This window comes from uncultured Pseudokineococcus sp. (assembly GCF_947495735.1).
Taxonomy (GTDB): Bacteria; Actinomycetota; Actinomycetes; order Actinomycetales; family Quadrisphaeraceae; genus Pseudokineococcus.
This window is the reverse complement of sequence record NZ_CANMAA010000001.1, coordinates 643,947-656,572: the sequence shown is the minus strand read 5'-3', so window position 1 is coordinate 656,572 and position 12,626 is coordinate 643,947. Positions and strand designations below refer to the sequence as shown.

The following is a 12,626-nucleotide window of genomic DNA, read 5'->3' as shown; positions in this document are numbered from 1 at the left end:
GAGGGCCTCACCACGGCAGAGAGCCGACACAGTGCCGCCCTAGGTGCCGCCATGACGGCAGAGAGTCGACAGGGTGCAGGTTTAGAGGCCCCACCACGGCGGGGAGTCGACAGGGTGCGCCGGGGGTCGGAGGTCAGGGACGCGGACGGGCGGCCGTCCCCGGAGGGGACGGCCGCCCGTCACGGCAGCACCGGCGGAGCCGGTCGGCGGTTGATCAGTAGCGGTAGGCCTCGGGCTTGAACGGCCCCTCGACGGGGACGCCGAGGTAGGACGCCTGCGCGGAGCTCAGCTCGGTGAGCCGGACGCCGAGGGCGCCGAGGTGCAGGCGGGCGACCTTCTCGTCGAGGTGCTTGGGCAGCACGTGCACCGCGGTGGAGTACTCGTCGGTGCGCGTGAACAGCTCCACCTGGGCGATGACCTGGTTGGAGAACGAGCAGCTCATGACGAAGGACGGGTGGCCGGTCGCGTTGCCGAGGTTCATGAGCCGCCCCTCGGACAGCACGATGATGCTGTGCTCGCCCGCCTCGCCGGCGGGGAAGACCCACTCGTGCACCTGGGGCTTGATCTCGGTGCGCACGACGCCGGGCAGCGCCGCGAGGCCGGCCATGTCGATCTCGTTGTCGAAGTGGCCGATGTTCGCCACCACGGCCTTGTCCTTCATCCGCTGCATCTGGTCGGCGGTCACGACGTCCTTGCAGCCCGTCGTGGTGACGACGATGTCGGCGACCGGCAGCACCTCGTCGAGCGTCGTCACCTGGTAGCCCTCCATCGCGGCCTGGAGCGCGCAGATGGGGTCGACCTCGGTGACGATGACGCGCGCGCCCTGGCCGCGCAGCGACTCGGCGCAGCCCTTGCCGACGTCGCCGTAGCCGCAGACGACCGCGACCTTGCCGCCGATGAGGATGTCGGTGGCCCGGTTGAGGCCGTCGACGAGGCTGTGGCGGCAGCCGTAGGTGTTGTCGAACTTGGACTTGGTGACGGCGTCGTTGACGTTGATCGCCGGGAACAGCAGGCGGCCCTCGCGCGACATCTCCACGAGGCGGTGGACGCCGGTCGTGGTCTCCTCGGTGACGCCCTTGAGCTCGGCCACCAGCTTGGTGAAGCGCTGGGAGTCGGCCGCGAGGCTGCGGCGCAGGGTCTCCAGGACGACGGCGTGCTCGGCGTTCTCGGCCGTCTCGGCACCGGGGACCTCGCCGGCCTCCTCGGCCAGGACGCCGTCGTGCACGAGCAGGGTGGCGTCGCCGCCGTCGTCGAGCAGCATGTTGGGGCCGCCGAAGCCCTCGCGCGTCCAGTCCAGGGCGCGGTCGGTGCACCACCAGTACTCGGCGAGGGTCTCGCCCTTCCAGGCGAAGACGGGCACGCCGGCGGGCGCCTCGGGGGTCCCCGTGCCGACGACGATCGCCGCGGCGGCCTCGTCCTGGGTGGAGAAGATGTTGCAGCTGGCCCAGCGGACCTCGGCGCCGAGCGCCGTGAGGGTCTCGATGAGCACGGCCGTCTGCACGGTCATGTGCAGCGAGCCGGTGATGCGGGCCCCGCGCAGCGGCTGGGTCGGGCCCATCTCCTCGCGCAGCGCCATGAGGCCGGGCATCTCGTGCTCGGCGAGGCGGATCTGGTGGCGTCCGGCCTCGGCGAGGCCGAGGTCGGCGACGAGGTGCTCGACGTCGCCGACGACGACGGCCGTCGGCAGGTCCTGCGGCGCCGTGGAGCCGGCGGGGGCGGTCGTGTCGGGAGCGGCGGGGGCGGTGAGGGTCACGGTGGACTCCTTCGCGGGAGGGGCGGTCGGGTCACCGGCGCAGCCCCTCTGGGCCTGCGGCATCACCGACGCCGGGCACGTCGACCCTACCTCCGGGGCCGGGAGCGGGCCGGTTCGCACCGGTCCGCCCCTCCCCGGGGGCGGGCTCGTCAGACGAAGCGGCCGATGACGGCGAGGGCCCCGGCCCAGCAGGTGGCCCCCAGCACCAGCGCGCCGCCCCAGCCGGCCAGCGCCTGCAGCGGCGTGCCGCGGCCCGGGTCGGCTTCGTCGGCCGTCTCGGGAAGGGCGCCGTGGCCGGCGACGGAGGGCCGCTCGAAGTCCGGTGCACCCGCCGGCGCGGCCCCCAGCTCCTCGACCAGGCCCTGGTCGAGGACGGTCCGCTGCCCCGGCACGGCCGCCGTCGGCTGCGCGGGCGCGAGGTCGTCGTGCGCGAGGTCGTCGTGCGCCGGGCGCGCCTGGCCCGGGGGCGTCGTGGCCGTGCGCGCCGCCAGCGTGGTGGTCGCCGCCGCAGAGGGGGCCGTCGGGAACTCGGTCACGTCGCTCGTCGCCATGACGGGGGTGTCGGCAGGCGGACGCCGGGCCTGGAGCGGCGACTGAGGGGTCCCGCCCGCCGCTCACCCCCTCGGCCGAGCGCGCTGCTCCGTCCGGGCGTCACCGGGCCTCGACGGGCGCCCGCGGGCGGCGCGGGTCCCGGTTCCGCGACGTCAGCCCAGGACGTCCCGCAGCTCGGCGACGTGGGGCGAGGTGCCCGGGTCCAGGCCCGTGGCCAGGGCGAGGTAGGCCGCGGCGAAGTCGGTGCGGGCGACGAGCTGGGCGAAGCGGGCCAGCGGACCCGGCGCGTCGGCCACGACGTCGGTGGTGCGCACGCCGGAGCGCTCGGCGAGGCGCAGCACGGCCGAGGAGGGGCCCGTGGTGGCCTCGCGGAGCATGACCAGCCGCAGGCGGCTGCGGGACGGGCCGTCGAGGAAGGGGTCCTCGAACAGCTCGTCCTCGGCCGCGGCCGCGAAGGGCCCGCCGAAGGTGGCCACCAGGTCGCCCGCGTCGTCGGGCAGGCGCCCGTGGACGGCGGGGATGCGGGCGGTGCGCGCGAGCACCGACGCGGCGCGGCGCGCGGCGACGCCGGCGAGGTCGCCGTCGCCCAGGACGACGGGCAGGTCCGCGGCGAGGTCGAGCGCCAGCGCCTTGGCGGGGTTGACGAAGGACTCCGAGCCCGGGCGGCAGGCCTCGGCCTCCGCGTCGAGGGCCGCGGCGACCTCGTCGAGCGCCTCGGCCGGCGAGCCCTCCCCCAGCGGGGCGAGCACCCCCAGCGCGGAGGTCACGCACAGCGCCGGGGTCAGCAGCGACCACAGCGCGGTGCGCGACGTCGGCGCGGACGTCGCCTCGCGGCCGGGCTCCGGCAGCGGCACGTGCACCCCGCGGGCGATCGCGCAGACCGTCTCGAGCGGCGAGCCGGCGGCGCCGACGGTCAGCAGCCGGGCCCCGCGGCGCCCGGCCTCGGCGGCCAGGGCGACCGTCGCCTCCGCGCGGCCGGACAGCGAGACGGCGACCACGAGGTCGAGGGCGCCGACCCACGCCGGGAGCGCGGCGCCCGTGCGCGCGACCACCGGCACGGCGGCGCGCTGGCCGGCGAGGGCCTCCAGCGCCCCCGCGACGACGGTCGCGCCGCCGCGCGCGGCCACGACGACGGCGCGCGGGCGGTCGGCGGCGTCCCACCGGGAGGCCGGGGAGTCCTCCACCAGCTCGCGGGCCCGGCGCACCTGCGCGCCGGCGCCCGCCAGCGCCCGCAGCACCGAGGAGGGGTCGGCCGCGGCCAGGCGGTCGGCGTCGTCGAGGAGGCCCTCGTCCAGCTCAGGCACCGACGGCTCCGGGCCCGGCGTCCCCGCCCGCGGCGGGCGCCTGCGGCACGCCCTCGTCGACGAGCAGCACGGGGATGCCGTCCACCACGGGGTAGAGCAGCGGCGGGTCGGCGGACGTGCTGAGCAGCCCGACCAGGCGCCCGTCGTCGTCGCGCACGTCCTGCAGCGGGCCCCGCGTCGCCGGGCAGCGCAGGACCTCCCGCAGCCAGACGGGCAGGTCCGGGCCGGCGGACGCGCCGCTCGCCGCGCTCACGCGTCGGCCCGCACGAGCGCGAGGACCTCGTCGCGGACGGCGTCGGTGGTCGCCGCGTCGACGCCCTCGACGTTGAGCCGCAGCAGCGGCTCGGTGTTGCTGGCGCGCAGGTTGAACCACCACGCCCGACCGCCCGGTCCCCCCGGACCGGCGGAGGGCGGGGCCTCCTCGGCCTCGTCGCCGCTGCCGACGGGGGCGGTGACGGTCATCCCGTCGAGGTCGTCGAAGCCCGCGCCGCGGGCCGAGAACACGTCGCGGACCCGCGCCACCGCGGCCGGGACGTCCGCCACGACGCTGTTGACCTCGCCGCTCGCCGCGTAGGGCGCGTAGTCGGCGACGAGGGCGGACAGCGGGCGGTCGTCCTCCCCCAGCGCCGCGAGCACGTGCATCGCCGCGAGCATGCCGGTGTCGGCGCCCCAGAAGTCGCTGAAGTAGTAGTGCGCCGAGTGCTCGCCGCCGAAGACGGCGCCCGTGCGCGCCATCTCCTCCTTGATGTAGCTGTGGCCCACCCGGGTGCGGACGGGCGTGGCGCCGGCGGCGCTGACGACGTCGGGGACCACGGCGGAGGTGATGAGGTTGTGGATGACCGTCACGGGCGCCTCGGGGTCGGCCTCCCGCGCGCGGGCCACCTCGCGCAGCGCCACGAGAGCCGTGACGGCGCTGGGGCTCACGGCCCCGCCCCGCTCGTCGACGACGAACACGCGGTCGGCGTCGCCGTCGAAGGCCAGCCCGAGGTCGGCTCCCTGCTCGACGACGGCGCGCTGCAGGTCCACGAGGTTGGCCGGCTCCAGCGGGTTGGCCTCGTGGTTCGGGAAGGTGCCGTCGAGCTCGAAGTACAGCGGGCGCACGTCGAGCGGGAGGGCGGGCAGGCCCGCCGCGTCGCCGAGGACGGCGGGGACCGTGAGCCCGGCCATGCCGTTGCCGGCGTCGACGACGACGCGCAGCGGCCGCGAGCCTGAGAGGTCGACGAGCCCCCGCAGGTGCTCGCCGTAGCCGCGCAGCACGTCGGTGTCGGTGCGGGCCCCGCGGTCGTCGACGACCTGGGGGCCGCCCTCGGCCAGCGACGCGCTCGCGTGGTCGCGGACGGCCGCGAGGCCGGAGTCGAGGCTGACGGGGCGCGCGCCGGCCCGGCACAGCTTGATGCCGTTGTACTGCGCCGGGTTGTGGCTGGCTGTGAACATCGCGCCCGGGGCGTCCATGACGCCGCTGGCGTAGTAGAGGCCGTCGGTCGAGCACAGGCCGATGACGACGACGTCGACGCCGCGGTCCTGGGCGCCCGCCGCGAACGCGTCGACGAGGCCCGGGGAGCTGGGGCGCATGTCGTGGCCGACGACCAGGCGTCGCGCGCCGCCGGCGCCGGAGCCGCGGTCCGGGGAGCCCCCGGCCGGGTGCGCCGCCTCGAGGACGAGCACGTCGGCCACCGCGGCGCCGAGCGCGCGCGCCGCGCGCTCGTCCCACTGGTCGGGGACGACGCCGCGCACGTCGTAGGCCTTGACGATCGCCGACAGGTCGGAGGTGCTCACGCCGCCGGAGGCTACCGGGGCGGGCGGCGCCGGACGGCCGGACGGGGTGGGCCGGACGGGACGGCTCAGACGGGACGGCGCGTGCGGTCGACGACGTCGTCGATCGAGAGGGTCGCGCCCTCGGTCTCCCAGCCCCGGTGCTCGCAGCGGGTGCAGGAGGTGAAGACGGCGGGGGTGCCGTCGGTCAGGGTCATCGCCAGGCGGGTGACGCGCTCGGCGCCGCACGCGACGCAGGAGGTGGTGACGGCCTCGCTCTGGGTCAGCGAGCCCAGCGGCGGCACCGGCTCGGGGCGACGGCGCTGACGGGGGGCGGAGGTGGCGGCGCGGCGGCTGGGCACGGGGAGCTCCTCGCGGTGCGGGGGCCGCCGGTGGCGGCGTGACCCCGCCTGCATCGGCCGAGGGGGTGACGCCCTTGAGCGCCTCACCCGTCCGGAGCAGCGGAACCCTCAGGTCGCCGCCGACCCTGCCGCGCGGTCCGACCGCCCGGGCGGTCCGGCGGGCGGGCCGGTCAGCGGGGCGGGCGGCCGCCGGCGTCGCGCAGCACGCGCAGGTGGCCCCGCCGGGCGGTCTCCTGCGCGGGCTCCGGCGGGGCGGGCGGCGCAGGACGCGGGCGGGCGGCGTCGCGCACGGCGTCGGCGAGGGCCAGCAGGTCGTCGTCGCTGCGCCGCTCCTGGGGGACGTCGGGCGCCAGCCGCACGACCTCCCAGCCGCGGGGCGCCGTCAGCCGCTCGGCGTGGGGGGCGCAGAGGTCGTAGGTGTGCGGCTCCGGGCTGGCCGACAGCGAGCCCAGGACCGCGGTCGAGTCGGCGTAGACGTACGTCAGCGTGGCGACGGCGGGGTGCTGGCAGGCGCTGCGGCAGCACCGCCGGGCACCCGGTCGAGGGCCGGGCCCCTGCGACCCCGGGCTCACGGCCGGCTCCCGCGGGGCTCGGGCGCCCCGGGCCCGGCCGGGCGCGCCGACCGGCGGCCCGCGGCGGGGACCGGCGCGGCCGGGGGGCGGCCGGTGAGCGGGGAGGACGTCACAGGCGGGGACGCTACCCGCCGAGCACGGGGGGCCCGCGCCACCACGCCGCCGGGCCGGGGGCCGGGGGCCGTCCGGGGCGTCGTCGCCGGGAGCACGGGGACGACGCCGGCGCCGGCCGTGCGCGCCGTAGCCTGGGCGCGTGCCGGACCCGCAGCCGTCCACCCCGCCGACCCCGACCGAGCGGTCGTCGACGAGGCAGCCCCGGGCCGGACGCCCGCACCGCACCCGCCGGGACCGCCGCGGCCGCGGGCTGCGCGGTCCCCTGCTCCCCGCCGCGCTGCCGGCCTCGCGCACCCGGGGCGAGCGCTTCGACGACCTCGTCCTGGACGCCGTGGAGGAGGTCGAGCAGGTCCTCGACGAGCCCCTGTCGCACCTGGAGTTCGCGGTCGAGGACGTGCCGCCGTCGGACCCCTCCCCCGGCGCCGACGAGGCCGTCCCGCTGGGGCGCTTCTCGGCCGCCCACCGCGGGCAGCCGGCCCGCGTCGTCGTCTACCGCCGCCCGGTGGAGACGCGCGCGAGCGGCGCCGGCGACCTCGAGGACCTCGTCCACCACGTGGTGGTGGAGCAGATCGCCCACGCCCTGGGCACCGAGCCCGAGCGCCTCGACCCGCACTACCGCGAGGGCTGACCCCCGCCCCCCGGCCTGCCTGGTGCCCCCGGCCCGACCGGTCCCGGCGACGCGGCGGGGCAGGTCGAGCTGCCGACGCGGGAGCTGGGCCGGGCGGTCAGCGGTGGGTCAGGGCCCGGTCACGGCCAGCGGCCCGGGGCGGTCACGAGCACCGGGGTGCTGCCCGCCGCGGCCGGCACCGAGGAGGGGACGGCGACGGCCACGGCGCCGGCCGGGGCGGGGGCCGTGAGCACCAGGGCGGCGTGCAGGCCGCTGCTGCGCTCGGCCCCGGCGCCCGCGGACGCAGCGGCCCGCGCGCCGGGGACGTCCGCGCCGACGACGAGGACGCCGGCGACCGCCCCCAGCGAGGCCGGGTCCACCGCCGTCGTCGAGCGGGCCGGCACCTGGACCGCCACGGGCTCCCCCTGCTCGGCGGTGGCCGAGACGCCCACGAGCTCGGCCGTCGCGGGCTCGTCGGTGGCGTTGGTCAGCAGCAGCGACGCCGTCAGCCCCGCGTCCGCCGCGGGCAGCGCGAGGCCCGCACCGGGCGCCACCGGCGCCGTGGCGGGGGCGACGGCCAGGTCGGCGGGACCCGCCTCGGCGGCGGTGGACAGGCGCTCGAGGACGACGGAGGCCACGACGGGCGCGTCCGAGGTGACGGCGACGCCCGCCGAGCCGGCGGGCACCCCGCCGAGGGGCACGTCGACCGTGCTGCTCGCGGGCACGGTCGCCTCCGACGACAGCGCCCCGGCCGCCTCGGCGCCGGCCTCGTCCGCCAGGACGTCCCAGCGGACGCCGGCGGGCTCGGGGCCGGGGACGGCCAGGCGCAGCACCGCGGTGCTGCTCCCCGCGGTGGCCACGCCGGGGACCACCTGCTCCTGCGCCGGGGGCGCCGACGGCACGACGACCTCGACGCCCCGGGGCACCAGCCCCTCCAGGCGCGTGACGACCAGCGACGGCGCGACCGCCCCGCCCGTGCTCGTGACGTGGACGGCGAGCGCCTCGACGCCGCCGACGAGCCCCTCGACCAGCAGCTCGGCGCGCTGGCCCGCCGGGACCACGACGCCCTGGCCCGCGGGCGGCTGCTGCAGGCCGTCGGGCGTCAGCAGCTCGACGTCGACCTCGGCGGCCGTGGCCCCGGGGTTGACCAGGACGAGACGGCTGCTGCTGCCCGCGGACGTGGAGCCGCCGACGAGCCACGCGTCGGACGTCGGGGACGGGCACGCGGCTGCGGCGAGGCCCTGCAGGTCGCCGTCCGGCGTCGCCGTGGTCGCGAGCGCCGACAGCGAGGGCGCCGGCTCGTCGTCCGCGCCCGTGGCGGAGAGCACCGCCGCGCCCCCGGTGCCGGCCGCGCCGCCGCCGACGGCGGTGCCGTCGACGGGCTGGACCTCCCCGGCCGCCGCGGGCTCGGCGCCCGTGGTGGTCGAGGAGCCCGCCACCAGCGCGGGAGCCGTCGTGACGGGGCCCTGGGCCCCGGCGGCCAGGAGGCCCAGGCGCTGGTCCGGCGGCGTCTGCACGACCGCGAAGTCGCTGTCCGTCTCGACCGGCGCGACCGGCGCGACGGGGCCGCCCGGGCAGCCGAGCGTCGAGGTGCCGGGGCCGCTGCCCACCTGCACGACGCCGCCGTCGGGCACCTGCTCGCGCCCGTCCACGGGGCGCAGCGACGCGCCGGCCACGGCCGTCCCCGCCACCCCGAGGACCAGCAGGCCCGAGGCCACCGCCGCCAGGACGCGGGGCGTGCGCCACGGCCCGCCCCGCACGTCCCCGGCCGCCGCGGGGTCGCGCGGCGCAGCGGAGGTCCCGGCCGACGAGGCGCCCGCGGCGCTCGTGCCGGCGCCCGCGGCGCGGTCGGTCGACGGGCTGCCCGCCGAGGGGCCGTCCGCGGCGCTGCCGGCCGTGGAGCTGTCGGCCGCGGAGGTGCCGGCCGCGGAGCTGCTGGCCGCGGAGCTGCTGGGCGGGGCGGGGGTCCACCCGCGCCGCGCCGCGCCGTCCGCTGCGCGCCCGTCGTCGTCCACCACGGCTCCCGTCGTCTCGTCCGTCGTCGTCGCGTCGGCAGCCGCCCCCTCCGCGGGGCCCGGCTCGCCCGAGAGGGGGCGGCCGCGCCAGCGGGGGCTCACAGGCTCCTCCGCCCGGGCAGCGGGACGGCCAGCAGCACCGCGAGCAGCAGGCTCGCGCCGGCGACCCACGGCCAGGGACCGCTCGGCGACGCCCAGCCGCCGTCGTGGCGCACCGCGAGGTCGCCGCCCCCGACGGGCAGGGCGAAGGCCTGGGCCCACGGCGCGGAGGGGTCCGGGCTGGCCACGGGGACGAGCGGGACGCCGTCCACGGTCGCCGTCCAGCCCGGGTCCGCCTGCTCGGCCAGGACCACGGCGCGGCCCTCGACGCCCTCGGGGACGGGCGTCGAGCCGGTGAGGGCGTCGGCCCCGACGACGCCCTGGACGGCGCCGTCGTCCGCCAGCAGGCGGACGACCCCGAGGTCACCCGCCGTGGACGGGTCCTGCGCGGCGGCCGCGGCGGCTCGCGGCGCGACCCGCCACAGCAGCGCGCCCTCGACCTCGGCGGCCTGCTCGAGCCCGCCGAGGGCGTCGACGGCGGACGCGGCGTCGGTGCCGGCCGCCGTGCTGGCCCCCGGCGGCGGCAGGAGGACGACGAAGCCGACGCCGAGCGCGGCCAGGCGGTCCCGCGCCCGCGCCTCGCTGGCCACGAGCGCGGCCGCCGCGTCGGCCACGGGCCGGACCGCGGCGTCGGGCTCCTGCTCGCCCGGCGCGGCGGAGGCTGCGGCCGCGAGCGAGAGCAGGTCCGACAGGTCGACGCCGCCGCGCACCAGCGAGGCCGTGACCGGCGCCGGCGCCGAGCCCGCCCCGGCGGAGCCGTCGGCGGGCGCGGACTCCTCGTCGCCGGGGCCCGCCGCCGCCAGGCCGTCCGCGGTCGGGGCCGCGGAGGGTCGCAGCACCAGGGTCCGCAGGGCCTGCGGCGTGGTGGCGCTGCTCGCGGAGACCTCGGGCAGCAGCGGTCCGGCGCCGCGCGCCACGAGGCCGGAGGCCGCTGCCTCCTGCGAGGACGTGGCCGCCTGGGCGAGCGCCCACGCGCCCGTCGTGGCGCCGGCGAGCAGGGCGACGAGCCCCGCCGCCACCAGGCGGGCGGCGCGCCGGCGCGGACGGTCCGGAGCGGGGGCGCGCGGGCCCGTCGCCCCCAGCGGCCCGGCGAGCAGCGGCAGGGCCGCGACCAGCAGGCCGAGGAGGGCGGTGCTGGCTCCGGGGCCGGACCAGGCCGCCGCCACGACGGCCTCGCCCCCGGAGCGCGTGACCCCCGTGCCCACGAGCGCGGCGGTGAGGGCGAGCGCGGTCCCGAGCAGGACCAGGGCCCACCCGCCCACGGCACGGGGGCGCAGGACCACCGCGACCAGGGCCACCACGGCGAGCACGACGGGTGCGGCCAGGGGCAGCGCGGTGAGGACCTCCGCGGGCCAGGACTCCGGGAGACCGAGACCCCGCACGGCCCACGCCGAGGCGTCCAGCGGCTGCCCGAGCGCCTGCTGCCAGACCGGGGCGGCGACCGTCGCGACCGGGGGCAGCGGGCTCCCCAGCAGCGCACCGAGGGCGAGCCCCGCGTCGCCGTCCACCACGCTCGAGACGACGCCGCGCGCCCAGGGGCCGACGACCGCCGCGACGGGCACCACCGAGGCGAGCAGCGGCAGGCGCCGACGGGCGCTGGCGGCGACGACGAGCACGGCGAGCAGCGCCGGCACGAGCAGCACCGGCGCGCCGGTGCCGACGACGACCAGGGCCAGGGCCACCGACCCGGTGACGGCCCAGGCCCGGCGCGCCGAGCGGGCGCGCCAGCCCGAGACGAGACCGCGGGCGAGCCACGGCAGGGCCGCGTGGGCCACCACCGGTCCGAGCCGCCCCGTGGCGGCGCCGGTCAGCAGCGGCGCCCCCGCCGCCCAGGCGAGCGCCGCCGCGAGGCGCACCACCCGGCCGCGGACGAGGACCCCGGCGCCCCACCACGCCGACACCGCCGAGACCGGCAGGGCCAGCAGCAGCAGGACCGGCACGAGCACGGCAGGGGACCCGGCGAGCACGAGGCTCGCCGCGGCGAGGACGGCGACGAAGGGGTCCGGCGGCGTCGCCGAGCCGGTCGCCACCGCGGCCCACGACGACGTCGCCGCCTCCCGCAGGTCCGCCCAGCTCGCGGGCGCCGCCGGCAGCGCGGGCGCCTGGACCGCACCCGCGCCGACGACGCGGTGCAGGGCCAGCGCCGAGACGCCGAGCAGCACGGCGCCGAGCACCAGCGCGGGCAGCGGGTCGCGCCGCGGCGGGAGCCCGCCCGGGGCCTGCGGGCGGGCGTGGCGCGCCGCCTCGGCGGCGTCCTCGGCCTCGGCGTCGGCGGCCGCGCGGCGCAGGGACCAGCGGTCCCGGTGGTGGCGCAGCACCTCGGCGCGCGTGGCCAGCAGCGGCGCGAGGGACGAGCGCCCGCGCACCTGGGCGGTCCCCGCGCGACGCCGCGCCGCCACGACCCGGTCCGGGCGCAGCACCACGCCGACGACGCGCCCCAGCTCGGCGGGCGCGTGCCCGGGGTCCTTGACCAGGAACCGCCAGAGCGCGCGCAGCACGCCGCCGACCAGGACCCCGACCAGGGCGAACGGCAGGCCGAGCGGGGAGGCGGACACGAGCCGCGTGTACGCGGCCGCGCGCGGGGACCCGCCGACGCGCTCGGCGCGCCGTCCGGGCCGCTCCACCACCGACGCGGGCACGACGACGACGCTGTGCCCGGCCATCCGCACGCGGCGGCACAGGTCCAGGTCCGCGCCGTCGGCGGGCAGGCCGGGGTCGAACCCGCCGACCTCGTCGAGGACGTCGCGGCGCACGAGCATGCCCGGCACGCTGACCGCGAGGACGTCCTCGCGGTCGTCCGCCTGGCCCTGGTCGAGCTCGTCGGCGCCCACGCGCGTCAGGGCGGTGCCCCGGCGGCTGGTCGTGAAGCCGACCTGCAGGAGGCGGCCCGGGCGGTCGGCGTCGCGCACCTTCGGGCCGGCCACGGCGATGCCCGGGCGCAGCTCCACCGCCTCGAGCAGGCGCTGCAGGGCGTCCGGGGCGGGCTCGACGTCGTCGGTGAGCAGCCACAGCCACGGGACCGGGGCGTCCGGGTCCGGCGCGACGGCGCCCTCGGCGGCGCCCGTGGTGGTCGTCCCCCGCGTGGTGCCCGTGGGACGCGCCCGGCCGTCGGCCTCGCGGGGCCGACGGCGGCCGGACGGCGGGGCGCCGGGCAGGACCCGGATCAGCTCGGCGGGGGTGGAGCGCCGGCGCAGGTAGGGCTCCAGCCCGTGCTCGCGCAGGACGGCGAGGGACTCGGGCGAGCAGCCCGCCGCCACGGCGACGACGGCGTCGGCCGGCAGCGCCTGCGCCTCGAGGGCGCGGAGGGTCCGGCGCAGCCGCTCGGCCCCCTCCTCGGACGGGTCGGTGACGAGCAGCAGGGCCGTGACGGCGACCGCACCCGGCACCGCAGCGCTCCTGCCGACGGACCCGTCGCGGGAGGCTGCCGCGCCGCCGGGGGCCGTCGCGCCGGGCGTCGTCGAGCTCGACGGTCCGGGCTCGGGCAGGGGCTTCACGC

At 79.8% G+C, this 12,626-nt stretch carries 10 protein-coding genes; 1 reads left to right on the top strand and 9 read right to left on the bottom strand.

What is annotated here, in order from left to right:
* Positions 1-214: 214 nt before the first annotated feature.
* The 7 genes from ahcY to Q0848_RS02710 form a co-directional block, all read right to left on the bottom strand.
* Positions 215-1,687, bottom strand: a complete 1,473-nt coding sequence (ahcY, locus tag Q0848_RS02740) for an adenosylhomocysteinase (RefSeq protein ID WP_299034522.1) — start codon at positions 1,685-1,687, stop codon at positions 215-217.
* Between the two features lie 215 nt (positions 1,688-1,902).
* Positions 1,903-2,304, bottom strand: coding sequence for a hypothetical protein (locus Q0848_RS02735; RefSeq protein ID WP_299034423.1), 402 nt, complete (start codon positions 2,302-2,304; stop codon positions 1,903-1,905).
* 153 nt (positions 2,305-2,457) lie between these two features.
* The gene (locus Q0848_RS02730) at positions 2,458-3,609 is read right to left on the bottom strand and encodes an SIS domain-containing protein (protein WP_299034421.1); all 1,152 of its coding nucleotides are present in this window, start codon (positions 3,607-3,609) and stop codon (positions 2,458-2,460) included.
* Positions 3,602-3,862 carry a Trm112 family protein gene (locus Q0848_RS02725; protein WP_299034419.1) on the bottom strand — a complete coding sequence of 87 codons (261 nt, stop codon included), beginning with the start codon at positions 3,860-3,862 and terminating at the stop codon, positions 3,602-3,604. The genes Q0848_RS02730 and Q0848_RS02725 overlap by 8 nt, the downstream gene beginning before the upstream one ends.
* Positions 3,859-5,385 (bottom strand): phosphomannomutase/phosphoglucomutase, encoded by a 1,527-nt coding sequence (locus Q0848_RS02720; protein WP_299034417.1) that lies wholly within the window; start codon positions 5,383-5,385, stop codon positions 3,859-3,861. Before Q0848_RS02720 ends, Q0848_RS02725 begins: the two co-directional genes overlap by 4 nt.
* Before the next feature lie 65 nt (positions 5,386-5,450).
* Entirely contained in the window at positions 5,451-5,723 is a 273-nt protein-coding gene (locus tag Q0848_RS02715; RefSeq protein ID WP_299034415.1) for a hypothetical protein, read from the bottom strand.
* Positions 5,724-5,893: 170 nt separating this feature from the next.
* Positions 5,894-6,295, bottom strand: coding sequence for a DUF3499 domain-containing protein (locus Q0848_RS02710; RefSeq protein ID WP_299034413.1), 402 nt, complete (start codon positions 6,293-6,295; stop codon positions 5,894-5,896).
* 253 nt (positions 6,296-6,548) lie between these two features.
* Here Q0848_RS02710 and Q0848_RS02705 point away from each other — a divergent pair, with 253 nt between their 5' ends.
* A complete protein-coding gene (locus Q0848_RS02705; RefSeq protein ID WP_299034411.1) occupies positions 6,549-7,037 on the top strand; it encodes a metallopeptidase family protein in 489 nt (162 codons plus the stop codon).
* Positions 7,038-7,156: 119 nt separating this feature from the next.
* Here the strand turns inward: Q0848_RS02705 and Q0848_RS02700 are convergent, their stop codons facing one another.
* Together Q0848_RS02700 and Q0848_RS02695 are read right to left on the bottom strand one after the other, a co-directional pair.
* Entirely contained in the window at positions 7,157-9,133 is a 1,977-nt protein-coding gene (locus Q0848_RS02700; RefSeq protein WP_299034408.1) for a DUF5719 family protein, read from the bottom strand.
* Positions 9,130-12,624 (bottom strand): glycosyltransferase, encoded by a 3,495-nt coding sequence (locus Q0848_RS02695; RefSeq protein ID WP_299034407.1) that lies wholly within the window; start codon positions 12,622-12,624, stop codon positions 9,130-9,132. Before Q0848_RS02695 ends, Q0848_RS02700 begins: the two co-directional genes overlap by 4 nt.
* Positions 12,625-12,626 lie beyond the last annotated feature (2 nt).